The following is a 24269-nucleotide window of genomic DNA, read 5'->3' as shown; positions in this document are numbered from 1 at the left end:
ATAGAGGATTACGCCATGTCACTGGTCAGTCATTGGGAACACGAGTACGACAAGGTCAAACTGCGCATTCACGGTTTGTTCACGCGCATGGAAATGGCCTGGATGAAGCTCATCAGCGAGCTGGAACCGCAGGAGTTTCAGGCGATCATCAAGCTGCTGCAGCGCGGTCACGATCAGGCGCAGTACGTGCTGAAAAACGGCGAGTTGCCAACCGATGAGCCGGCGGTGCCGTGGGAGTTGTCCCACGGGTTGTCGATCCTGCGTATCGGCAATGCCACGCCGCTGCCGCAATCGCCGGATCAACTGGCAACCCGGGTGTTGCAGGACGGCAGCCTGCTCGGCTGTCGCAAGTGGGAATTGCTTGATCTGCTGTGGAGCGAGGCATTGCTCAAGTGGATTGAAAACCTGCGCCATCACGCGACCTTCGGCACTGACCCGGCGGTGGTGCAGATGGAGCGCGACGTGACTTTGGCGATTGCCGGCGACTGGGGCACCGGCCCCTTCGACAGTCATGCGCCGGCGGTTTCAGTCGCCAACCAGATGCAACTGGCCCAGGCCGATTTCACCATCCATCTGGGCGACGTCTACTACGCCGGCAGCCATTCGCAGGAAGACGTCGACATGGCCGGTTGGCCGATGGGCAGCCACGGCTCGTTCACCCTCAACTCCAATCACGAGATGTACAGCGGCGCCCACGGCTATTTCAAGGAACTGGCCAAGCGCTTTCCGGGGCAGCAGGGCACCAGTTATTTCGCCTTGATCAACGACGACTGGCTGGTGGTCGGGCTGGATTCGGCGTATGCCTCGGACGCGATGAACCTGTACATGGACGGCACACTCAACGAGCCGCAGATCACCTGGATGAAAGCCCTGCCGAAACGCAAAAAGATCATGGTGCTCAGTCATCACCAGGGCTTCGATATTTCCGGACACCACCAGACCGCGCTGTATCAACCGGTATGCGATGCCCTGGGGCGCGAGCCGGATTATTGGTACTGGGGGCATCTGCACAACGGCATCGTCTACGCGCAACAGGGCAGCCTGCATGCGCGTTGCGCCGGGCACGGGGCGATTCCCTATGGCAATGCCAGCGAGCTGAACGGGCATTCGCGGGTGTTGTGGTCGGAGACGCAGGATGCCAACGACCCGGCGTATCCGCTGCGGGTGTTGAATGGCTACGCGAAAATCAGGCTGGTGGGGGAGGATATTTTTGAGGAGTTTATTGGGGAGGATGGATCGGTGAGGTGGTCATCCAAGTAATGAGGTGGCTGTTCTGACGCCATCGCGAGCAGGCTCACTCCTACAGTTGGAATGCGTTCCCCTGTAGGAGTGAGCCTGCTCGCGATGCTTTTGCTTTTAGCCCTGAACCGGGACGCCTTTGAGGTACGGCGCAGGCTCGGCCCCAAGGTTGCTCAGCATCCGCTCGCTGTACCAGTCGACAAAGTTGACCACACCAAACTCATAGGTCTTCGAGTACGGCCCCGGCTGATAAGCCGTGGAGTTGATCCCGCGCTGGTTTTCTTCGGCCAGACGCCGGTCTTGATCGTTGGTCGCGTCCCACACCTGGCGCATGCGCTCGACGTCGTAATCCACGCCTTCGACCGCGTCCTTGTGCACCAGCCACTTGGTGGTGACCATGGTTTCCTGGGCGCTGATCGGCCACACGGTGAAGACGATGATGTGGTCGCCCATGCAGTGGTTCCACGAGTGCGGCAGGTGCAGGATGCGCATCGAGCCGAGGTCGGGGTTCTTGATCCGGCCCATCAGTTTGGCGCAGCCCTGTTTGCCGTCCAGGGTCATCGACACGGTGCCCTTGAGCAGCGGCATGCGCACGATGCGGTTGCGCAGGCCGAAACTGGCGTGGGCGTAAGGGATTTTCTCGGCTTCCCACGCAGCGGCGGAGGCGGCGACGTGATCCTTGAAGGCCTGATCGGCGCGCGGGTCGGTGACGTCGTCCCATTCCAGCAGGGTTTTCAGCAGTTCCGGGTGCGACGCGTTGCAGTGGTAGCACTCGCGGTTGTTTTCCAGCACCAGTTTCCAGTTGGCCTTTTCCATCAAGGTGGTGGTGATCGCCACCTTGGTGTTCTCCATGTCGTACGGTTCCATGTAGTGGTTCAGCGTCGACAGGAAGTCATCGATGGCCGGCGGGTTTTCCGCCAGGCTGATGAAGATGTAGCCGCCGGCAGTCTTCACGTTCACCGGTTTGAGGCCGTACTGCTTCATGTCGAAGTCGGCGCCCATCTCGGTGCCGGCGAACAGCAGGCGCCCGTCCAGTTCGTAGGTCCACTGGTGGTAGTGGCAGACCAGTTTGGCGACCTTGCCCTTGTCGCTGGTGCACAGACGCGAACCACGGTGGCGGCAGACGTTATGGAAGGCGTGGACTACGCCGTCGGCGCCACGAATGACGATGATCGGGTTCTTGCCGACCTGCAGGGTCAGGTAGTTGCCCTTGGCCGGGATCTCGCAGGTCATGCCGGCGATCAACCACTCTTTCTGGAAGATCTCCTGCATGTCGATATCGAACAGGCGTTCGTCGCTGTAGAACGGCTGCGGCAGCGAGAAAGTGCGTTCGCGCTCCTGCAGCATCTGTGCGGTGGCCTTGCGTGCGGGTTCCAGCGGATCGCCCAGGCTGATTTTTGCGGTGACGTCCATCGATGTATTCCTCAAGGCCATCTGCGTGGCCGCGAAAGTGGCTGATCAGGGTTGCTACGCAAGGTGTAAAGAATTCGTCTTGGTGTGGGGCGAGTGTGGGGCCGGCGCTGGCCGGAACCTTATCCATGGGCGACATGGTGCAATCTGTTCCCGACGCGCAACCCCCGGCGGTTGGGGGCTGGTCGCGATAAGTATGCCGATGTCGCGGATAGGTAAACGGACGGTTCACGCTATACGCAGAATCGCCACATGAAGGCCGACAGTCGGCCGTGGAGAACAGCATGTCCAACAGCTTCCTGAATCCGGTCACCACCCAGACCTGGGCGAATGGCCGACACATCGTCCGTTGCGTCAAAGTCATCCAGGAAACCTGGGACGTGCGCACCTTCTGTTTCATGGCCGACCAGCCGATCCTGTTCTTCTTCAAGCCCGGGCAGTTCGTGACCCTGGAGCTGGAAATCGACGGCCAGCCGATCATGCGCTCGTACACCATTTCCAGTTCGCCGTCGGTGCCGTACAGCTTCTCGGTGACCATCAAGCGTGTGCCGGGGGGCAAGGTCTCCAACTGGCTGCACGACACCCTGCATGAAGGCCAGGAGCTGGCGGTGCACGGGCCGGTCGGGCTGTTCAACGCCATCGACTTCCCGAGCCCGAAAGTGCTGTATCTCAGCGGCGGCGTGGGGATCACTCCGTGCATGTCGATGGCGCGCTGGTTCTACGACACCAACGCCAACGTCGACATGACCTTTATCCACAGCGCGCGCTCGCCGAAAGACATCATTTATCACCGCGAGCTGGAGCACATGGCGTCGCGGATCGACAACTTCAGCCTGCACCTGATCTGCGAGAAACACGGGCTGGGCGAGCCGTGGGCCGGTTATCGCGGCTACCTCAATCACAAGATGCTCGAACTGATGGTGCCGGACTTCCTTGAGCGCGAAGTGTTCTGCTGCGGCCCGACGCCGTACATGAACGCGGTCAAGCGCCTGCTGGAAGTGGCCGGTTACGACATGTCGCGTTATCACGAGGAATCCTTCGGCGCCACGCCACCGGAAGCTCGTGCCGATGCGGTGGAACAGGCCGAGCAGGCAGCCGATGCACCGGAAATCGATGCGGCGGATCTGCATCAGGTCGAGTTCACCGCCTCCGGCAAGAGCATTCGCGTGGCACCGGGCGAAACCGTGCACGCGGCGGCGGCCAAGCTTGGCCTGATGATCCCGAAAGCTTGCGGCATGGGGATCTGCGGCACGTGCAAGGTGATGAAACTGGGCGGCGAAGTAGAGATGGAGCACAACGGCGGGATTACCGAGGACGACGAGGCGGAAGGGTTTATCTTGTCGTGCTGCAGCGTGCCGAAGGGCGACGTGCGCATCGAATTCTAAGGATCGATGCAAATCCCCTGTGGGAGCGGGCTTGCTCGCGAAGGCGTCGGATCAGTCGGCATACGTGTTGAATGACACACCGCTTTCGCGAGCAAGCCCGCTCCCACAGGGGGAATGTATTTCAGTCGATAAACAGGTCGGGCATCAGTGCGGCGTCGCTGTCCGGTTCGAATCGGTAATGATCGAACTCAGTCACGCCGTGCTCTCGCAAAATTTCTTCGTCGATCAGCAGTCGTCCAGTGATCTGCCGCCGGCTGCTACTCAGGATCACGTGCGCCGCATCCGCCATGATCGAAGGCAGGCGCGCATGCTTGAACGACTCACGGTTGCCCAGCTGGAATTCGATGGCGGCGGTGGCAATCATCGTCTGCGGCCACAGTGAATTGACGCTGATGCCGTAACTGGCGAACTCCTCGCTCATCCCGATCGTCAGCATGCTCATGCCGTATTTGGTCACGGTGTAGGGGCTGAACTGGGCAAACCACTTGTTCGCCATGTTCAGCGGTGGCGACAAGTTGAGAATGTGTCCGGCGGATTTCTTCAGATAGGGCAGGGCGGCCTGGCTGCACAGCAGTACCGCGCGGGTGTTGATCTGGTGCATCAGGTCGAAACGCTTGAGTTCGATGTGCTGCACGCCAGTCAACTTGATCGCCCCGGCGTTATTGACCAGCGCATCGATGCCGCCGAAATGCTCGTTGGCCTGGGCCAGCGCATTGCGCACCGCGTCTTCATCACGCACATCGACTTGCAGGGCCAATGCCTTGCCGCCAGCGGCTTCGACTTCCTTGGCTACGCTGTGGATGGTGCCGGGCAGTTTGGGGTGGGCTTCGGCGCTTTTGGCCGCAATCACGATATTGGCCCCGTCTTTCGCGGCACGCAGCGCAATCTCACGCCCGATGCCACGGCTGGCGCCGGTGATGAACAGGGTTTTGCCTTGTAGCGACATGCCGATGCTCCTGCTTCTTGTTATGTGGGCGGAGGGCTCGACAGACAATGTAGACGATGTCTTCAGGTGCGAACGAGGAGGGGCGATTGGATTGGGTGAGCTTTTGTGGGAGCGAGCCTGCTCGCGAAAGCGGTCTGTCAGCCGACTTCTACGTCGGATGTGCCGGCCTCTTCGCGAGCAGGCTCGCTCCCGCAGGGCAGGGGAGCTATCAGGCGGACATCACTTCGCGGATGTCACGGGCCAATTCGCGTACGCGTTCTTCTTCGGTGTCCCACGAGCACATGAAACGTGCGCCGCCCTTGCCGATGAAGGTGTAGAAGCGCCAGTTTTTCGCGGTCAGCGCGGCGATGGCCGGTTCCGAGAGTTGCAGGAACACCCCGTTGGCCTGCACCGGGAACATCAGTTCCACGCCCGGAATGTCGCTGACCAGCTCGGCCAGCAGTTGCGCGCAGTGGTTGGCGTGGCGGGCGTATTTGAGCCAGGCGTCGTTTTCGAGGATGCCGACCCACGGTGCCGAGAGGAAGCGCATTTTCGACGCCAGTTGCCCGGCCTGCTTGCAGCGGTAATCGAAGTCTTCGGCCAGTTTGTGGTTGAAGAACAGGATCGCTTCACCCACCGCCATACCGTTCTTGGTGCCGCCGAAGCACAGTACATCGACGCCGGCCTTCCAGGTCAGGTCGGCCGGCGAGCAGCCGAGGAATGCGCAGGCGTTGGAGAAACGCGCGCCGTCCATGTGCAGGTGCAGGCCCAGCTCTTTGCAGGTGGCGCTGATGGCGCGGACTTCTTCCGGGGTGTAGACGCTGCCGACTTCAGTGGCCTGAGTCAGGGTCACGACGCGTGGTTTCGGGTAGTGGATGTCCTGGCGCTTGAGCGCGACCTCGCGGATCGACTGCGGGGTGATCTTGCCGTTTTCGGTGCCGGCGATCAGCAGTTTCGAGCCGTTGGAGAAAAATTCCGGGGCGCCGCATTCGTCGGTTTCGACGTGGGCGGTTTCCGAGCAGATCACGCTGTGGTAACTCTGGCACAGCGACGACAGCGCCAGCGAGTTGGCGGCGGTGCCGTTGAAGGCGAAAAACACTTCGCAGTCGGTTTCGAACAGCTTGCGGAAATGGTCGGCCGCACGTGCGGTCCATTCATCGTCGCCATAAGCGCGCTGGTGGCCGTGGTTGGCCTGTTCCATGGCGGCCCAGGCTTCAGGGCAGATACCGGAGTAGTTGTCGCTGGCGAATTGTTGGCTCTTGTCGGTCATGGCCGGCTTCCGTGGTCGAGACTCTTGTGAAGGCTCGTGGTCAATGAGGGTGCGCACTTTACCGAAGATCTTCCGGGGAGCACACGGGATGTCGCTGTCAGAAAATTACCAGTTTGTTACCCGATTATGCACGTGACTAAACGCGACGGCGCGCTGGATCTGCTCAAGTGGCTGGCGTTGCTGAGCATGCTGCTCGATCACCTGCGATATGTCGGGATCAGCGCCGATTGGCTGTATGTGCCGGGGCGACTGGCGTTCCCGTGGTTCTGCCTGGCGATGGCGACGAATCTTGCCAGGGCCGGTGCGCAGAAGACCGAGTGGCGCTATCTGGGCTGGTTGTTGCTGTTCAGCCTGGTCAGCGAGATTCCCTACCGCTTGTACATTCCTGATCCCGACACCTTGAACGTGATGCCTACGCTGGCGCTGGGGTTGCTGGTGGCGCGGGGCTGGCAGGATCGTACGTTGTTGTCGCGACTTTTGGGCGCGGGCGCCTTGCTGCTGGCGGCGTTGTTTTCGCAGTGGCTGATGTTCGGCATATTTGGCGTGCTGTTGCCGCTGGCGCTGCTGTGGGTGATCCGTCGTCCCTGGTACTTCGGCCTGCTGCCGGGGCTAGTGTGTCTGGCGGGCAATCAGTGGCGGGTGCTGTATGAGGCGGCGGAGTTCGGTAACTACGTGGCGGTGTTTGGCATCGCGGCGTGTCTGATTGCGCCACTGCTCGGGATAGTCTTGTTGCGACATGCCGGATCCCTTCATCCATTGCCCATGCGCCGCTGGGCGTATGCGCTCTATCCCCTGCATTTCCTCCTGCTGCTCGCCATCCGTGCGGCATACACCTGACCCCTGTGGGAGCGAGCCTGCTCGCGAAGGCGGTCTGTCAGCCAACTTCCATGTCGGATGTGCCGGCCTCTTCGCGAGCAGGCTCGCTCCCACAGGGGATCTCCACGAATTCAATCGGTCATTTCAGGCCATGTCGTAAACGCACCTTTGCGTGGCGTCCGCAGGCATTTGAGCTGTCTGCACCGGTCATACCATCGCATCAAAGGGCACTGCCTTGATTGCCAGTGCCTTACCGAGACGAATGGCGCACAGATGCCGCTGGGAGAGACGCGATGTTCAGCAAGCAAGACCAGATCCAGGGTTACGACGATGCACTGCTGGCGGCGATGAATGCCGAGGAGCAACGTCAGGAAGATCACATCGAGCTGATCGCGTCGGAGAACTACACCAGCAAGCGCGTCATGCAAGCGCAAGGCAGCGGCCTGACCAACAAATACGCCGAAGGTTATCCGGGCAAGCGCTACTACGGTGGCTGCGAGCATGTGGATAAAGTCGAAGCATTGGCGATCGAACGCGCCAAGCAACTGTTCGGCGCCGATTACGCCAACGTCCAGCCGCACTCCGGTTCCTCGGCCAACAGCGCCGTGTACCTGGCGCTGATCCAGCCGGGCGACACCATTCTCGGCATGAGCCTGGCCCACGGCGGTCACCTGACCCACGGCGCGAAAGTGTCGTCCTCGGGCAAGCTGTACAACGCGGTGCAGTACGGGATCAACACCGACACCGGGCTGATCGATTACGACGAAGTCGAGCGTCTCGCCGTCGAGTGCAAGCCGAAGATGATCGTCGCCGGTTTCTCTGCTTATTCGAAGACGCTGGACTTCCCGCGCTTCCGCCAGATCGCCGACAAGGTTGGCGCGTTGCTGTTCGTCGACATGGCCCACGTCGCCGGTCTGGTCGCTGCTGGCCTGTACCCGAACCCGCTGCCGTACGCCGACGTGGTCACCACCACCACCCACAAGACCCTGCGCGGTCCGCGTGGCGGGCTGATCCTCGCCAAGTCCAACGAAGAGATCGAGAAGAAACTCAACGCCGCGGTATTCCCCGGTGCCCAGGGCGGCCCGCTGATGCATGTCATCGCCGGTAAAGCGGTGTGCTTCAAGGAAGCGCTGGAGCCTGGCTTCAAGGCCTATCAGCAACAAGTGATCGACAACGCTCAGGCGATGGCCAGCGTGTTTATCAAACGTGGCTACGATGTAGTGTCCGGCGGCACCGACAACCACCTGTTCCTGGTCAGCCTGATCCGTCAGGGCCTGACCGGCAAAGATGCTGACGCTGCCCTTGGCCGCGCGCACATCACCGTCAACAAGAACGCCGTGCCGAACGACCCGCAGTCGCCGTTCGTGACCTCGGGCCTGCGTATCGGCACCCCGGCCGTCACCACGCGCGGCTTCAAGGTCGCCCAGTGCGAAGTGCTGGCCGGCTGGATCTGCGACATCCTCGACAACCTCGGTGACGCCGACGTTGAAGCGAATGTGGCCAAGAACGTCGCGGCACTGTGCGCCGACTACCCGGTTTATCGCTGAGCGGTTTGGAGTAAATGACTATGCAACGCTATTCGGGCTTCGGCCTCTTCAAACACTCCCTCAGCCACCACGAGAACTGGCAGCGCATGTGGCGCACGCCGACGCCGAAGAAGGTCTACGACGTGGTCATCGTCGGCGGCGGCGGGCACGGTCTGGCGACCGCCTACTACCTGGCGAAAGAGCACGGCATCACCAACGTCGCCGTGGTCGAGAAGGGCTGGCTGGGCGGCGGTAACACCGCGCGCAACACCACCATCGTGCGCTCCAACTACCTGTGGGACGAGTCGGCGCACCTGTACGAACACGCGATGAAACTGTGGGAGGGCCTGTCGCAGGACCTGAACTACAACGTGATGTTCTCCCAGCGCGGCGTCTACAACCTGTGCCACACCCTGCAGGACATCCGAGATTCCGAGCGTCGGGTCAGCGCCAACCGCCTCAACGGCGTCGATGGCGAACTGCTTAATGCCAAGCAAGTGGCCGAAGAGATCCCATACCTCGACTGCTCGAAAAACACCCGCTACCCGGTGATGGGCGCGACCGTTCAGCGTCGTGGTGGCGTCGCTCGTCACGACGCCGTGGCCTGGGGTTTTGCCCGTGCCGCCGACGCCTTGGGCGTGGATCTGATCCAGCAGACCGAAGTGATCGGTTTCCGCAAGGAAAACGGCGTGTGCATCGGCGTTGAGACCAACAAGGGTTTCATCGGCGCCAAGCGTGTCGGTGTGGTCACCGCCGGTAACTCCGGGCACATGGCCAAGCTCGCCGGTTTCCGTCTGCCGATCGAATCCCACCCGCTGCAAGCGCTGGTGTCCGAGCCGATCAAACCGATTATCGACAGCGTGATCATGTCCAACGCCGTGCACGGTTACATCAGCCAGTCGGACAAGGGCGACCTGGTGATCGGTGCCGGTATCGACGGTTACAACGGTTACGGCCAGCGCGGTTCGTATCCGGTGATCGAGCACACCATCCAGGCCATCGTCGAGATGTTCCCGGTGCTGTCGCGGGTGCGCATGAACCGCCAGTGGGGCGGCATCGTCGACACCACCCCGGACGCTTGCCCGATCATTTCGAAAACCCCGGTACCGAACATGTTCTTCAACTGCGGTTGGGGCACTGGTGGCTTCAAGGCGACTCCTGGCTCGGGCAACGTGTTTGCCGCGAGTCTGGCCAAGGGTGAAATGCACCCATTGGCCGCACCTTTCTCCATCGACCGTTTCCACAACGGTGCGTTGATCGATGAACACGGCGCTGCTGCGGTTGCCCACTAACAGGAGAAATCCCCATGTTGCATATCTTCTGTCCTCACTGCGGCGAACTGCGCTCCGAAGAGGAATTCCATGCATCCGGTCAGGCGCACATCCCGCGTCCGCTGGATCCGAACGCCTGCACCGATGAAGAGTGGGGCGATTACATGTTCTTCCGCGACAACCCGCGTGGTCTGCACCACGAGCTGTGGGATCACGTCGCCGGTTGCCGCCAGTACTTCAACGTCACCCGCGACACCGTGACCTACGAGATTCTCGAAACCTACAAGATCGGCACCAAGCCGCAATTCACCGACAAGGCTGATACGGCGAAAACAGCCACGACGGCGCTGGGAGAGAAGGTATGAGCCAGACCAATCGCCTGTCCAACGGTGGACGGATCGACCGCAACAAAGTGCTGAGCTTCACCTTCAACGGTCAGAGCTACAAAGGCTTCGAGGGCGACTCGCTGGCCTCGGCACTGATCGCCAACGGCGTCGACATCATCGGCCGCAGCTTCAAGTATTCGCGTCCACGCGGGATCTTCGCCGCCGGTGCCGAAGAGCCGAACGCCGTGCTGCAGATCGGTGCCACCGAAGCCACGCAGATTCCCAACGTGCGCGCCACGCAACAGGCGCTGTACCAAGGCCTGGTCGCCACCAGCACCAACGGCTGGCCGAGCGTCAACAACGACATGATGGGGATTCTCGGCAAGGTCGGCGGCAAGCTGATGCCGCCGGGTTTCTACTACAAAACCTTCATGTACCCGCAATCGTTCTGGATGACCTACGAGAAGTACATTCGCAAGGCTGCAGGGCTTGGCCGTTCGCCGACCGAAGTCGATCCGGACACCTACGACTACATGAACCAGCACTGCGACGTGCTGATCGTCGGCGCCGGCCCTGCCGGTCTTGCGGCGGCCCTGGCGGCTGCGCGCAGCGGTGCGCGGGTAATCCTCGCCGATGAGCAGGAAGAGTTCGGCGGCAGCCTGCTTGATTCGCGCGAAAGCCTCGATGGCAAACCGGCGATCGAGTGGGTGGCCAGCGTCATCGCTGAACTGAAGAACACTCCGGACGTGCTGCTGTTGCCGCGCGCCACGGTCAATGGCTACCACGACCACAACTTCCTGACCATTCACGAACGCCTCACCGATCACCTCGGTGACCGTGCGCCAATTGGTCAGGTGCGTCAGCGCATCCACCGTGTCCGCGCCAAGCGTGTCGTGCTGGCGACCGGCGCCCACGAGCGTCCGCTGGTCTACGGCAACAACGACGTGCCGGGCAACATGCTCGCCGGTGCGGTCTCGACTTACGTGCGCCGTTACGGTGTGGCACCGGGCAAGAAGCTGGTGCTGACCACCAACAACGATCACGCCTATCGCGTGGCGCTGGATTGGCTCGACGCCAGCCTGCAAGTGGTGGCCATCGCCGATGCACGGAGCAATCCGCGTGGTGCGCTGGTGGAAGAAGCCCGCGCCAAAGGCATTCGCATCCTCACCGGCAGCGCTGTGATCGAAGCTCGTGGCAGCAAGCGCGTCACCGCTGCCCGCATCGCCGCGATTGACGTCAAAGCGCACACCGTGACCAGCCCGGGCGAATGGCTCGACTGCGACGTGATCGCCAGTTCCGGCGGTTACAGCCCTGTCGTGCACCTGGCTTCGCACCTCGGTGGCAAGCCGATCTGGCGTGAAGACATCCTCGGTTTCGTACCGGGCGAAGCACCGCAGAAGCGTGTGTGCGTCGGCGGCATCAACGGCGTTTACGGCCTCGGAGATTCGCTGGCCGATGGTTTCGAAGGTGGCGCACGCGCTGCCAGTGAAGCCGGTTTCGCGGTGGTCGAAGGCACGCTGCCAAAAGCGCTGAGCCGTCTCGAAGAAGCGACCCTGGCGCTGTTCCAGGTGCCGCACGAGAAGGGCACCTCGCGTGCGCCGAAACAATTCGTCGACCTGCAGAACGACGTCACCGCCGCTGCTATCGAACTGGCGACCCGCGAAGGTTTCGAGTCGGTCGAGCACGTCAAACGCTACACCGCGCTGGGCTTCGGCACCGATCAGGGCAAGCTCGGCAACGTCAACGGTCTGGCCATCGCCGCGCGTTCGCTGAACGTGACCATCCCGCAGATGGGCACCACGATGTTCCGCCCCAACTACACGCCGGTAACGTTCGGCGCCGTGGCCGGCCGTCACTGTGGGCACATCTTCGAGCCGGTGCGCTACACCGCGCTGCATCAATGGCACCTGAAAAACGGCGCCGAGTTTGAAGACGTCGGCCAGTGGAAACGTCCATGGTACTTCCCGAAAAACGGTGAAGACATGCACGCCGCAGTGAAGCGCGAATGCAAAGCCGTGCGCGACAGCGTCGGCCTGCTCGACGCCTCGACCCTGGGCAAGATCGACATTCAAGGCCCGGATGCCCGCGAGTTCCTCAACCGCGTGTACACCAACGCCTGGACCAAGCTCGACGTGGGCAAGGCGCGTTACGGCCTGATGTGCAAAGAAGACGGCATGGTTTTCGACGACGGGGTGACGGCGTGTCTGGCCGACAACCATTTCGTCATGACCACCACCACGGGCGGCGCGGCTCGCGTGCTGCAATGGCTGGAGCTGTACCACCAGACCGAATGGCCAGATATGAAGGTGTACTTCACCTCGGTCACCGACCACTGGGCGACGATGACCCTGTCCGGGCCGAACAGCCGCAAGCTGCTCAGCGCCGTGACCGACATTGATCTGAGCAACGAAGCGTTCCCGTTCATGACCTGGAAAGAAGGTCTGGTCGGCGGCGTGCCGGCGCGGGTGTTCCGCATCTCGTTCACCGGTGAGCTGTCGTACGAAGTCAACGTGCAGGCCGACTACGCGATGGGCGTGCTGGAGAAAATCGTCGAGGCTGGCAAGCAGTACAACCTGACGCCGTACGGCACTGAAACCATGCACGTCCTGCGCGCCGAGAAAGGTTTCATCATCGTCGGCCAGGACACTGACGGCTCGATGACCCCGGACGACCTGAACATGGGCTGGTGCGTCGGTCGCACCAAACCGTTCTCGTGGATCGGCCAGCGCGGCATGAACCGTGAAGACTGTGTGAAGGATCAGCGTAAGCAACTGGTGGGCCTGAAGCCGATCGACCCGAACGTCTGGCTGCCGGAAGGTGCGCAACTGGTGTTCAACACCAAGCAGGCGATCCCGATGACCATGGTCGGCCACGTGACCTCCAGCTACGCGCACAACTCCCTCGGCTATTCGTTTGCCATGGGCGTGGTCAAGGGCGGTCTGAAGCGCATGGGTGAGCGGGTGTTCGCGCCGCTGGCCGATGGCAGCGTGATCGAGGCGGAGATTGTGTCTTCGGTGTTCTTCGATCCGAAGGGTGATCGGCAGAACATTTGATGGTTCGGCTCCTGTGGAGTGCAGTCGCACCGCGTTGACTTCATCGCGAGCAGGCTCACTCCTACAGGTGATCGCGTACCCCTTGTAGGAGTGAGCCTGCTCGCGATAGCGGTAGACCTGCTTGCAAAGGGTTCAAGTCAGAATTCAGGAAGGTGCTTTATGACCACAGCCAACGTGTACCAACAACGCCCGACCACCGGGGCCAAGGCCGAGTCGTCGCTGCACCATGCCGACCTCGCCAGCCTGGTCGGCAAGGGTCGCAAGAACGCCGGCGTGATCGTGCGTGAAAAGAAACTCCTCGGTCACCTGACCATTCGTGGCGATGGCCACGATGCAGCCTTCGCCGCTGGCGTGCACAAGGCCCTCGGCATTGAGTTGCCGGGCGCCCTGAGCGTGATCGTCAAAGGCGAAACCAGCCTGCAATGGATGGGCCCGGACGAGTGGCTGCTGATCGTGCCAAGCGGTGAAGAGTTCGCCGCCGAGCAGAAACTGCGCGAGGCGCTGGGCGACCTGCACATCGCGATCGTCAACGTCAGCGGCGGCCAGCAGGTGCTCGAACTGAGCGGGCCGAACGTGCGTCAGGTGCTGATGAAATCCACCAGCTATGACGTGCACCCGAACAACTTCCCGGTCGGCAAAGCGGTGGGCACGGTGTTCGCCAAGTCGCAGCTGATGATCCGCCATACCGCCGAAGACACCTGGGAATTGCTGATCCGCCGCAGCTTCTCGGACTACTGGTGGTTGTGGTTGCAGGATGCGTCGGCCGAGTACGGCCTCAGCGTTCAGGCGTAATACTAAGTGGTTGCCGCGATTGCTTCTTGTGGCGAGGGAGCTTGCTCCCGCTCGGCTGCGAAGCAGTCGCAAAAGCGTGCGAGCGCATTCTTTCTGGAAGAACGCGGTTGATGATTTTAGGGTCGCTTCGCAACCCAGCGGGAGCAAGCTCCCTCGCCACAGAACTCATTCGCCACAGAGTTCACTCTGCTCACAGATGTTGAAACAGGAGTCACCGCACCATGAGCCGCGCCCCAGACACATGGATTCTGACCGCCGACTGCCCCAGCGTGCTCGGCACGGTGGACGCGGTGACGCGTTTTCTGTTCGAGCAGGGTTGCTACGTCACCGAGCACCATTCGTTCGATGACCGGCTCTCGGGTCGTTTCTTCATTCGCGTGGAATTCCGTCAGCCTGACGGTTTCGACGAACAATCCTTCCGCGCCGGCCTTGCCGAGCGCGGTCAGGCGTTCGGCATGGTCTTCGAGCTGACCGCGCCGAACTACCGGCCAAAAGTGGTGATCATGGTCTCCAAGGCCGATCACTGCCTCAACGATTTGCTCTACCGCCAGCGCATCGGCCAGTTGTCGATGGACGTGGCGGCGGTGGTGTCCAACCATCCGGACCTCAAGCCGCTGGCCGACTGGCACCAGATTCCCTACTACCATTTCCCCCTCGACCCCAACGACAAACCGGCGCAGGAGCGTCAGGTGTGGCAAGTGATCGAAGAGTCCGGCGCCGAACTGGTGATCCTCGCCCGCTACATGCAGGTGCTGTCACCGGAGCTGTGCCGCAAGCTCGATGGCAAGGCGATCAACATTCACCACTCGCTGCTGCCGGGGTTCAAGGGTGCCAAGCCGTATCACCAGGCCTACAACAAGGGCGTGAAGCTGGTCGGCGCGACGGCGCATTACATCAACAACGACCTCGATGAAGGGCCGATCATCGCCCAGGGCGTCGAGGCGGTGGATCACAGTCATTACCCGGAGGATCTGATTGCCAAGGGGCGGGATATCGAGGGCCTGACCCTGGCCCGGGCCGTGGGTTATCACATCGAAAGAAGGGTGTTTTTGAACGCCAACAGAACCGTTGTTCTTTAGATCGCCATCGCTGGCAAGCCAGCTCCCACAGGGATTTGTGTCGTACACAATTTTTGAGTTCCACCCGAAACCTGTGGGAGCTGGCTTGCCAGCGATGAGGCCATAACAGGCAACACAACAATCAGCATCTGTACCCGAGCACTTAACGCGCTGCCTGCCTGGGCAACGCAGTTCCATAAAAACAACAGCGAGGTGAAAGCATGTCTGGCAATCGTGGTGTGGTGTATCTCGGCGCTGGCAAGGTCGAAGTACAGAAAATCGACTATCCGAAAATGCAGGACCCGCGTGGCAGGAAGATCGAGCACGGGGTGATCCTGCGTGTGGTGTCCACCAACATTTGTGGCTCCGACCAGCACATGGTGCGCGGCCGTACCACGGCGCAGACCGGTCTGGTGCTGGGCCACGAAATTACCGGCGAAGTGATCGAAAAGGGTTCCGACGTCGAGAATCTGAAACTCGGCGACCTGGTCTCCGTACCGTTCAACGTGGCTTGCGGGCGCTGCCGTTCCTGCAAGGAGCAACACACCGGCGTCTGTCTGACCGTCAACCCGGCCCGTGCCGGCGGTGCCTACGGTTATGTCGACATGGGCGACTGGACCGGCGGCCAGGCCGAATACGTGCTGGTACCGTATGCCGACTTCAACCTGCTGAAACTGCCGGATCGCGACAAGGCCATGGAGAAAATCCGCGACCTGACCTGCCTCTCCGACATCCTCCCGACCGGTTATCACGGTGCAGTCACGGCGGGCGTTGGCCCGGGCAGCACCGTTTACATCGCCGGCGCCGGCCCGGTCGGTCTGGCCGCTGCAGCTTCGGCGCGTCTGCTGGGGGCGGCGGTGGTGATCATCGGCGACGTCAACACCATCCGCCTGGCGCACGCCAAGGCTCAGGGTTTTGAAGTGGTCGACCTGTCCAAGGACACGCCGCTGCACGAACAGATCGCCGCGCTGCTGGGCGAGCCGGAAGTCGATTGCGCGGTGGATTGCGTGGGCTTCGAAGCACGCGGCCACGGGCATGACGGGGTGAAAGCCGAAGCACCGGCCACTGTGCTCAACTCGCTGATGGGCGTGGTGCGTGTGGCCGGCAAGATCGGTATTCCGGGCCTGTACGTGACCGAAGATCCGGGCGCGGTCGATGCCGCCGCGAAAATGGGCAGCCTGAGCATCCGCTTCGGTCTGGGCTGGGCCAAATCCCACAGCTTCCACACCGGCCAGACCCCGGTGATGAAGTACAACCGCCAACTGATGCAGGCGATCATGTGGGACCGCATCAACATCGCCGAAGTGGTCGGCGTGCAGGTCATCAGCCTCGACCAGGCGCCGGAAGGTTACGGCGAGTTCGATGCCGGCGTACCGAAGAAGTTTGTGATCGATCCGCATCGGTTGTTCAGTGCGGCGTAAGTTTCAGGCAATGCAAAACGGCGACCTCAAGGTCGCCGTTTTTTATGGGGATGAGCACGAAACCTGTGGCGAGGGAGCTTGCTCCCGCTCGGCGGCGAAGCCGTCGTAAAATCCACACATGCGGCGTCTCAGGAAAATTACCCACACAAGATTTGGGCCGCTTCGCAGCCCAGCGGGAGCAAGCTCCCTCGCCACAAAAGGTTTGTGGTGCCAGAGTCAGAGAGCCGCTAACGCGCCTTGGTACAGCACCGGCCCCGTCGGCTGCCCGGTCGGCGAGCCGCCCTTCGGCTCCAGACTGACCGCCAGCGCAATCGGCTGGCCGATCAAGACTTTCTGCGCCGCGCTCAGTTCAACCTTGCCTTTGCCGCCTGCAGGAATCACCCCCAGCGAAATCGGCTTGCCGTCCGCCGGTATCGCCCACAGTTCCAGGCTGCGATCCGGCCCGACTGCCGCCAAAGTCAGCGGTTCGACTTGCAGATAATCCGCATGCGCCTCGACCTTCAGTGCCGGCTGCGTGTCGGCGCTCAGCAAGGTGGCGTGGTAGCGGGCGTCGTCGCGGTTGTACAGGGAGCCGAGGAACACCAGCACCACGATCGAACAGGCAGCGACGCTGACGCGCAGCCAGTTCCAGAACGGACGTTTTTCCGGGACGTGCAGCACTTGCGGTTCGATCCGTGCGGTGATGCATTGCCACACCCGATCCGGCACCGGTTGCTCCGGCAGCGTTTCGGTAAGGCTGGCGAGGCTCTCCTGCCACTGCGCCAACTCGGTTCGCAGTGCCGCGTCATCCAGCAGCAATTGTTCAAAGCGCCGACGCGCCGCCGACGACATCAGGCCAATGGCGTAATCGGCAGCGAGGGCGCGGCGCAAGGCGGGGGTCTGGTAATTCATGATTCAAGGCACCTGCGCAGACGCTCCATGCCGCGACGAATCCACGACTTCACCGAGCCCAGCGGTGCCGCCAGGTGTTCGGCCAGTTCCGAGCAGGAAAGGCCCTGGAAGTAGGCGACGCTGATCGACTGGCGCTGCATGCCGTCGAGGGTGTCCAGGCAGCGATGCAGCGCGCTGGCTTCGCGGCTGCTGTTCAACAGGTCGTGGGCTGAAGGGCCATCGTCCGGCAGGGTGTCCTGTTCGAAGTCGGTCAGCGGCCGTTCGCGCTGCTTGCGTAATTGGTCGATGGCCTGATTGCGAGTGATGTTGATCATCCAGGTCAGCGGCGTCGACAAGTGGGCTTCGTAGCGCGAGGCGTTATTCCAGATGCGCACGAAGCTTTCCTGCAGCACTTCCTCGGCCAGATCCGCCCGGCCCATGAAGCGCAGGGCCACGCCGTGCAGGCGTGGGCCAACGCTGCGATAGAGCGTTTCGAATGCACCGCGGTCGCCCAGTGAGCACTGGGCCAACAGCTGGCGCAACTGATCGGGGTCGGCGATGGAAATGACGGCTCTCCAGGCAATGGGCGGGCGACGAGGGCGCTGCTCGGGCTGTTCACAGGCTAGTTCAGCGACGGCGCTTGTGCCATTCATCTCGGGTTATCCGCGGTTTCACGTTTTATATACGTGGCTATGCTGAAAATGGATGCGTCGGCGAGGAACATGCTGGCTGAAACCCGGTCAAACCGGCAGTTTTGCCGCTCATAGACGGGCGGTTACCACAGCGCAAGAGGATGTCTGAATGAAGATTTCACGCGGTATGGCCTTGGCTTCACTGATGACCCTTGCAGCGAGCCCGGTGTTTGCCGGTTTCAGCTTGAACGATGTCGCCGGTGCAGTCTCGGGTATGCAAGGGGGGGACAAGGCTGCCGCCGCTGCACCGACTTCGGAAACCGCTGGATTGCTGAGTGCCTTGAGTGCGCTGAACGTCACGCCCCAGCAAGCTGTAGGGGGAACCAGTGCGATGCTGGGCCTGGCCAAGAACCAATTGAGCAGCACCGATTATTCGCAGTTGGCCAAAGAAGTGCCGGGCATCGACAAACTGTCGGGCGGTAGCGGCAATCTGGCGGCATTGAGCGGGTTGCTGGGCTCGTCGGGCAAGTCAGCCGGGTTGGAAAATGCGCTGGGCAACGTCAAGGACACCAATGATTTGAACAACGCCTTCGGTGCACTGGGCATGGACAGCGGGATGGTCGGCCAGTTTGCCCCGGTGCTGCTCAAGTATCTGGGTGATCAGGGCGTCGGCGGCCCGCTGCTGCAAAGCTTAGGCAGCATCTGGGGCGCCGGCACCGGCAGCTGATTCAGCCGCGCTCGCCGCGCAGTTCGCTGATGCGCTGATCCTTCTCGGTCCAGAGCTGGTTGACCCAGTTCTGGACCTGCTGGCGAAACTGCGGATCGTTCTCGTAATCGCCCTGCGACAGTGCCGGGTCGAGTTCGCGGGTCTGGATGTCGATGATCACTCGCGGCACGCTGCCGCTGATCAGGTCCCAGAATCCCGGAATCTTCTGCTGTGGATAAACCACGGTCACGTCGAGCAGCGCATCCAGCTGTTCCCCCATCGCCGCCAGAACAAACGCCACACCACCCGCCTTGGGTTTGAGCAGATGCTTGAACGGTGACTGCTGCTGCGCGCTTTTCGCCGCGGTGTAGCGGGTGCCTTCCAGATAATTCACCACCGTCACCGGCTGGCGTTTGAACAGCTCGCAGGCCTGCTTGGTGATTTCCAGATCCTTGCCCGCCAACTCCGGATGTTTGGCCAGGAACGCTTTGCTGTAGCGCTTCATGAACGGGTAATCCAGCGCCCACCACGCCAGACCGAGGAACGGCACCCAGATCAGTTCTTTCTTGAGGAAGAACTTGAAGAACGGCGTGCGCCGGTTGAGGGTCTGGATCAGCGCCGGAATGTCGACCCACGACTGGTGGTTGCTGATGACCAGATACGAAGTGTCACCGCGCAGGTCTGCGCCGCCGCGGATGTCCCATTGGGTGGGGATGCACAGGCGAAAGATCAGCTTGTCGATTTCGGCCCAGGTCTCGGCAATCCACATCACCGCCCACGAGGCGTAATCGCGCCAGCGCCCCGGCGCGATCAGCTTGAGCAGGGCAAAGACCAGCAACGGCCCGATCAGGATCAGGGTGTTGAGCAACAGCAGCAGGGTGACGAAACAGCCGGTGAGCAGGCGGCGCATAAGCAACTCTATGAAGGCGGATGGGCGCGCCATGATAAGTGGCTTCGGGTGACAGGCCAAATCGATGGTGACGAATGTTTCACTTTTGGCTGGCTATGCTGGAGCTGATTAACGTGTTGGCAGGGCTGGCCTCTTCGCGAGCAAGCCCGCTCCCACAGTGGATCTTCAGTGTGCATGCCATCTCCAACAGATCCCGGATCCCCTGTGGGAGCGAGCCTGCTCGCGAAGGCGGACTTGAGGCGAACCAATTGCCCGTCCGCTGTCTAAAATCTCGCGTCTGACGCCCTCATTTTCCAAGGAAGCCCTCTACGTGAAATCCCTCCTTGCACTGTTTGCCCTCGTCGCCCTGCCGGTCATGGCCGCCGAGCCGACCCTGTACGGGCGTTACGAATACATCGCGCTGCCGGAAATCGGTGGTGAGGTGCTCAAGGCCAAGATGGACACCGGCGCGCTGACCGCCTCGCTGTCGGCCAAGGACATCGAGACCTTCACCCGCGATGGCGAAAACTGGGTGCGTTTCCGCCTCGGCACCAAGGATGCCAGCAACAAGGTCTACGAACACAAGGTCGCGCGGATCAGCAAGATCAAGAGCCGCTCGGATGAAGAGGACGAGGGCGACAGCACCGAAGTCGCCAAGCGCCCGGTGGTTGATCTGGAATTGTGCCTGGGCAACGTCAAGCGCACCGTTGAGGTCAACCTGACCGACCGCAGCAACTTCAACTACCCGCTGCTGATCGGTGCCAAGGCCCTGCGCGAGTTCGGCGCGGCAGTGAACCCGGCGCGGCGTTTCACCGCCGACAAGCCGGACTGCTAAGTGGTCTCATTGACGTAACGTCAGGCTTGGGGCACCGTTCGCGCACTTAACCCATGGGCTCGGACGCCATGCCTCATATCCTGATTGTCGAAGACGAAGCGGCGATTGCCGACACGCTGATTTTTGCCCTGCAGGGCGAGGGGTTCGCCACCACGTGGCTGAGCCTCGGCGCGGCGGCGCTGGAGTTTCAACGGCAGACCCCGGCTGACTTGATCATTCTCGATATCGGCCTGCCGGACATCAGCGGTTTCGAAACCTGCAAACAGCTGCGGCGCTTCAGTGAAGTGCCGGTGCTGTTTCTCAGTGCCCGGGACGCCGAGATCGATCGGGTGGTGGGGCTGGAGATCGGCGCCGACGATTACGTGGTCAAGCCGTTCAGCCCGCGTGAGGTTGCGGCGCGGGTACGGGCGATTCTCAAGCGCATGGCGCCGCGTCCTGCGGTTGAAGCGTCCTCGACGCTGTTTCGCATCGATGCCGAGCGTGTGCAGATCGTCTATCGGGGACAGCCGTTGAGCCTGACCCGTCATGAGTTTCGTCTGTTGCAATGCCTGCTCGAACAACCGCAGCGGGTGTTCAGCCGCGAGCAATTGCTCGATGCGCTGGGCGTGGCGGCGGACGCCGGCTACGAGCGCAGCATCGACAGCCACATCAAAAGCGTGCGCGCCAAATTGCGCCTGGTGCGGGCCGATGCCGAGCCGATCCAGACCCACCGCGGCCTCGGTTACAGCTACAGCCCGGGGCACAGCTGATGTCGTTGGGGCTGCGGATTTTTCTGGTGTATGTGCTGTTTATCGGCCTGACCGGTTACTTCGTGCTCAACACGGTGATGGAAGAAATCCGCCCGGGCGTGCGCCAGTCCACCGAAGAAACCCTGGTCGACACCGCCAACCTGATGGCGGAAATTCTCCGTGATGATTTCAAGGCCGGCACGCTCAGCGAGAACCGCTGGCCCGAATTGTTGCGGGCCTACGGCGAGCGCCAACCACAGGCGACGATTTGGGGTTTGCCGAAAAACCAGGTCAACCACCGCATCTACGTCACCGACGCCAAAGGCATCGTGGTGCTGGATTCCAGCGGCGTGGCGGTCGGTCAGGATTACTCGCGCTGGAACGACGTGTACCTGACTTTGCGTGGTGAGTACGGCGCTCGTTCGAGCCGCAGCGATCCGAATGATGCGAACTCCTCGGTGATGCACGTCGGTGCGCCGATCCGCGACAACGGCCGGATCATCGGCGTGGTTACCGTGGCCAAACCCAACAGCTCATTGCAGCCTTATGTTGATCGTACCGAGCGGCGCTTGCTGTTTTACGGTGCCGGGCTGATCGGCCTCGGTCTGCTGTTCGGCGCTTTGCTGTCGTGGTGGCTGAGCCGCGCGCTGCACCGTTTGACCGGGTATGCGCAGGCGGTGAGCGAAGGCCGGCGAGTGGAAGTACCGCATTACCGTGGCGGCGAACTGAAGCAACTGGCCACAGCGGTGGAGCAGATGCGCACCCAGCTCGAAGGCAAGGCTTACGTCGAACGCTACGTGCACACCCTGACCCATGAATTGAAGAGTCCGCTGGCGGCGATTCGCGGTGCTGCGGAATTGCTGCAGGATGAGATGCCAGCGATTCAGCGCCTGCGCTTTGTCGGCAACATCGACAGCGAAAGCGCACGGATGCAGCAGTTGATCGAGCGGCTGTTGAATCTGGCGCAAGTCGAGCAGCGTCAGGGACTGGACGAGCGCGTGGCGGTACCTCTGGCGGCATTGGTTGATGATTTGCTGCGGGCGCAGGCAGCGCGCATCGAAGGCCGGCGGCTCACGGTCGAGCAGACGATTGCGCCAGATCTGCTGCTGATCGGCGAGCCGTTTCTGTTGCGTCAGGCGTTGGGCAATCTGCTGGAGAATGCGCTGGATTTCACCCCGGTCGCCGGGCTGCTGCGCTTCAGTGCCGAGCGTGTCGGGGAGCAGGTCGAGTTGCGCTTGTTCAACGAAGCGACGGCGATTCCCGAGTACGCCCTGACGCGCTTGAGTGAACGGTTTTACTCGCTGCCGCGCCCGGACACTGGGCGCAAGAGCACTGGACTGGGGCTGAACTTTGTTGAGGAAGTGGTGAAGTTGCATGGTGGGTCGATGCATATCCGCAACGTCGAGAGCGGTGTGGAAGTGACATTGCGCTTGTCCTGAAACCGAGTCGCTGCCTTCGCGAGCAAGCCCGCTCCCACAGGGGGGGGGTGTTGAAACACAGGTCTCGGTCACACCAAAGATCAACTGTGGGAGCGGGCTTGCTCGCGAAGGGGCCGGTGCAGTCTCCACACAATCTCCATATTCCCCCCACATTCCCCTCATACATCAACAGCAGACTCTGCCCATCCAAACAGGGAGAGTCCCATGAACAAGAATCTGACCATAAAGCTTGGGGCGATTGCCCTGCTGATCCTGCTGTTGCTGATACCGCTGCTGATGATCGACGGCATCATCGATGACCGTCAGCAACTGCGCGATGGTGTGCTTGAAGACATCGCTCGCAGCTCCAGCTACAGCCAGCAACTGAGCGGGCCGGTGATGGTAGTGCCGTATCGCAAAGTGATTCACAACTGGAAGCTCAACGACAAAACCAACCAGCGCTACGACGAGCCAAGTGAAGAACGCGGTCGTCTGTATTTTCTGCCGGAGCGTTTCGAGCTCGACGGCCAGGTGCAAACCGAACTGCGCAATCGCGGTATCTACGAAGCGCGACTGTTCCATGCCGACAATCGCATCAATGGGCATTTCTCGTTGCCGGCGCAATTGGGGATCAAGGAAGACTTTGCCGATTACCAGTTCGATGCGCCGTTTCTGGCGGTGGGCATCAGTGACATCCGCGGTATTGAAAACGCCCTGAAACTGGAACTCGACGGTCAACGCCTGGACTTCGTACCCGGCACCCAGGTCGGCTGGCTCGGCGAAGGCGTGCGGGTGACGTTGCCGGCGCTGGACACTCGCAACGCCACGGAACTGACTTTCGGTTTCGACCTGCGCCTGCAAGGCACCGGTTCGCTGCTGGTGTTGCCGGTGGGCAAAAGCAGTCACGTCAGCCTTGCCGCCAACTGGCCGCACCCCAGTTTTGTTGGCAACTTCCTGCCGGGCAAACGCGAGATCAGCGACCAGGGTTTCAGCGCCGATTGGCAGACCACGTTTTTCTCCACCAACCTGCAAGAAGCCATGAGCCGTTGCGTGATGGGCAATGACTGCGAGGCGTTCAACGGGCGCAGCTTTGGAGTGAGCTTCATCGATCCGGTGGATCAGTACCTGAAGAGTGATCGGGCGATCAAATATGCGCTGTTGTTCATCGTCCTGACGTTCGCCGGTTTCTTCCTGTTCGAGGTGCTCAAGAGTCTGGCGGTGCACCCGGTGCAATACGCGTTGGTCGGGGTGGCGCTGGCGTTCTTCTACCTGTTGCTGTTGTCGTTGTCGGAGCACATCGGCTTTGCCCTGGCGTATCTGCTGTCGGCCAGTGGCTGTGTGCTGTTGATCGGGTTTTATGTTTGCCACGTGCTGCACAGCGTGCGCCACGGCCTGAGTTTTTCTGCGGGATTGGCGGCGTTGTATGGCCTGCTGTATGGCCTGCTGAGCGCCGAGGATTACGCGTTGCTGATGGGTTCGCTGCTGTTGTTCGGCCTGCTCGGGGTGTTCATGGTGCTGACGCGCAAACTCGACTGGTACGGGATCGGGCAGAAACCGGCCAAGCCGCTGGCGTTTGATGTGGAGGCGATGCAATGAGCGGGTTGCGAGAGGACCAGCGGCAGGTCGAGGTTTTGCTGACGCTGATTGTTGCAGCACTGCCGCCGGAACCCAGGTGGTGCCATCGCGAGCAGGCTCACTC

At 61.5% G+C, this 24269-nt stretch carries 21 protein-coding genes; 15 read left to right on the top strand and 6 right to left on the bottom strand.

Features of this window, described 5'->3' with window-relative positions; all coding sequences use genetic code 11:
* Positions 1-15: 15 nt before the first annotated feature.
* Positions 16-1260, top strand: coding sequence for a metallophosphoesterase family protein (locus QRN61_RS00570; RefSeq protein WP_285372992.1), 1245 nt, complete (start codon positions 16-18; stop codon positions 1258-1260).
* Between the two features lie 96 nt (positions 1261-1356).
* Here the strand turns inward: QRN61_RS00570 and gbca are convergent, their stop codons facing one another.
* Positions 1357-2652 carry a glycine betaine monooxygenase oxygenase subunit gene (gene gbca / locus QRN61_RS00565; protein WP_285372991.1) on the bottom strand — a complete coding sequence of 432 codons (1296 nt, stop codon included), beginning with the start codon at positions 2650-2652 and terminating at the stop codon, positions 1357-1359.
* A 281-nt stretch (positions 2653-2933) separates the two neighbouring features.
* Between gbca and gbcB the strand changes: the two genes are divergently transcribed.
* Positions 2934-4034, top strand: a complete 1101-nt coding sequence (gbcB, locus tag QRN61_RS00560) for a glycine betaine monooxygenase reductase subunit (RefSeq protein ID WP_095187122.1) — start codon at positions 2934-2936, stop codon at positions 4032-4034.
* Positions 4035-4155: 121 nt separating this feature from the next.
* Here the strand turns inward: gbcB and QRN61_RS00550 are convergent, their stop codons facing one another.
* Positions 4156-4980 carry an SDR family oxidoreductase gene (locus tag QRN61_RS00550; protein ID WP_285372990.1) on the bottom strand — a complete coding sequence of 275 codons (825 nt, stop codon included), beginning with the start codon at positions 4978-4980 and terminating at the stop codon, positions 4156-4158.
* Between the two features lie 208 nt (positions 4981-5188).
* Entirely contained in the window at positions 5189-6229 is a 1041-nt protein-coding gene (locus tag QRN61_RS00545) for a threonine aldolase family protein (RefSeq protein ID WP_016772826.1), read from the bottom strand.
* 126 nt (positions 6230-6355) lie between these two features.
* Between QRN61_RS00545 and QRN61_RS00540 the strand changes: the two genes are divergently transcribed.
* The 8 genes from QRN61_RS00540 (at position 6356) to fdhA (ending at position 16492) form a co-directional block, all read left to right on the top strand.
* Entirely contained in the window at positions 6356-7066 is a 711-nt protein-coding gene (locus QRN61_RS00540) for a TraX family protein (protein ID WP_285372989.1), read from the top strand.
* Positions 7067-7338: 272 nt separating this feature from the next.
* A complete protein-coding gene (gene glyA / locus QRN61_RS00535) occupies positions 7339-8592 on the top strand; it encodes a serine hydroxymethyltransferase (RefSeq protein ID WP_007962601.1) in 1254 nt (417 codons plus the stop codon).
* 20 nt (positions 8593-8612) lie between these two features.
* Positions 8613-9863 carry a sarcosine oxidase subunit beta gene (locus QRN61_RS00530; RefSeq protein ID WP_285373085.1) on the top strand — a complete coding sequence of 417 codons (1251 nt, stop codon included), beginning with the start codon at positions 8613-8615 and terminating at the stop codon, positions 9861-9863.
* Between the two features lie 14 nt (positions 9864-9877).
* Positions 9878-10207, top strand: a complete 330-nt coding sequence (locus QRN61_RS00525) for a sarcosine oxidase subunit delta (protein ID WP_003228964.1) — start codon at positions 9878-9880, stop codon at positions 10205-10207.
* On the top strand, positions 10204-13221 hold the full coding sequence (locus QRN61_RS00520; protein ID WP_285372988.1) for a sarcosine oxidase subunit alpha: 3018 nt from the start codon (positions 10204-10206) through the stop codon (positions 13219-13221). The genes QRN61_RS00525 and QRN61_RS00520 overlap by 4 nt, the downstream gene beginning before the upstream one ends.
* A 159-nt stretch (positions 13222-13380) precedes the next feature.
* On the top strand, positions 13381-14013 hold the full coding sequence (locus QRN61_RS00515) for a sarcosine oxidase subunit gamma (RefSeq protein WP_008086919.1): 633 nt from the start codon (positions 13381-13383) through the stop codon (positions 14011-14013).
* 221 nt (positions 14014-14234) lie between these two features.
* A complete protein-coding gene (gene purU / locus QRN61_RS00510) occupies positions 14235-15092 on the top strand; it encodes a formyltetrahydrofolate deformylase (protein WP_003228959.1) in 858 nt (285 codons plus the stop codon).
* A 200-nt stretch (positions 15093-15292) separates the two neighbouring features.
* Positions 15293-16492 (top strand): formaldehyde dehydrogenase, glutathione-independent, encoded by a 1200-nt coding sequence (gene fdhA, locus QRN61_RS00505; RefSeq protein WP_183785509.1) that lies wholly within the window; start codon positions 15293-15295, stop codon positions 16490-16492.
* 216 nt (positions 16493-16708) lie between these two features.
* On the opposite strand, the gene QRN61_RS00500 is transcribed toward fdhA, so the two are convergent.
* Together QRN61_RS00500 and QRN61_RS00495 are read right to left on the bottom strand one after the other, a co-directional pair.
* Complete coding sequence (locus QRN61_RS00500; RefSeq protein ID WP_285372987.1) at positions 16709-17383, bottom strand: anti-sigma factor; 675 nt, start codon at positions 17381-17383, stop codon at positions 16709-16711.
* A complete protein-coding gene (locus QRN61_RS00495) occupies positions 17380-18015 on the bottom strand; it encodes an RNA polymerase sigma factor (protein WP_285372986.1) in 636 nt (211 codons plus the stop codon). The genes QRN61_RS00500 and QRN61_RS00495 overlap by 4 nt, the downstream gene beginning before the upstream one ends.
* Positions 18016-18163: 148 nt before the next feature.
* Here QRN61_RS00495 and QRN61_RS00490 point away from each other — a divergent pair, with 148 nt between their 5' ends.
* On the top strand, positions 18164-18721 hold the full coding sequence (locus tag QRN61_RS00490; protein WP_285372985.1) for a DUF2780 domain-containing protein: 558 nt from the start codon (positions 18164-18166) through the stop codon (positions 18719-18721).
* A 1-nt stretch (position 18722) separates the two neighbouring features.
* Here QRN61_RS00490 and yihG read toward each other — a convergent pair whose 3' ends face one another.
* A complete protein-coding gene (gene yihG, locus QRN61_RS00485) occupies positions 18723-19610 on the bottom strand; it encodes a 1-acylglycerol-3-phosphate O-acyltransferase, YihG family (protein WP_285372984.1) in 888 nt (295 codons plus the stop codon).
* A 310-nt stretch (positions 19611-19920) separates the two neighbouring features.
* On the opposite strand from yihG, the gene rloA2 reads away from it, so the two are divergent.
* The 4 genes from rloA2 (at position 19921) to creD (ending at position 24166) form a co-directional block, all read left to right on the top strand.
* A complete protein-coding gene (gene rloA2, locus QRN61_RS00480; RefSeq protein ID WP_007962587.1) occupies positions 19921-20424 on the top strand; it encodes a retropepsin-like aspartic peptidase RloA2 in 504 nt (167 codons plus the stop codon).
* Positions 20425-20492: 68 nt separating this feature from the next.
* Positions 20493-21173 (top strand): two-component system response regulator CreB, encoded by a 681-nt coding sequence (creB, locus tag QRN61_RS00475; protein WP_027610670.1) that lies wholly within the window; start codon positions 20493-20495, stop codon positions 21171-21173.
* Positions 21173-22591, top strand: a complete 1419-nt coding sequence (gene creC / locus QRN61_RS00470; RefSeq protein ID WP_285372983.1) for a two-component system sensor histidine kinase CreC — start codon at positions 21173-21175, stop codon at positions 22589-22591. The genes creB and creC overlap by 1 nt, the downstream gene beginning before the upstream one ends.
* 204 nt (positions 22592-22795) lie before the next feature.
* Positions 22796-24166, top strand: a complete 1371-nt coding sequence (creD, locus tag QRN61_RS00465) for a cell envelope integrity protein CreD (protein ID WP_285372982.1) — start codon at positions 22796-22798, stop codon at positions 24164-24166.
* Positions 24167-24269: the final 103 nt, after the last annotated feature.

Source organism: Pseudomonas sp. lyk4-TYG-107 (assembly GCF_030209055.1).
In the GTDB taxonomy this organism is placed as follows: Bacteria; Pseudomonadota; Gammaproteobacteria; order Pseudomonadales; family Pseudomonadaceae; genus Aquipseudomonas; species Aquipseudomonas putida_A.
This window is presented reverse-complemented; position numbering and strand designations above follow the sequence as displayed.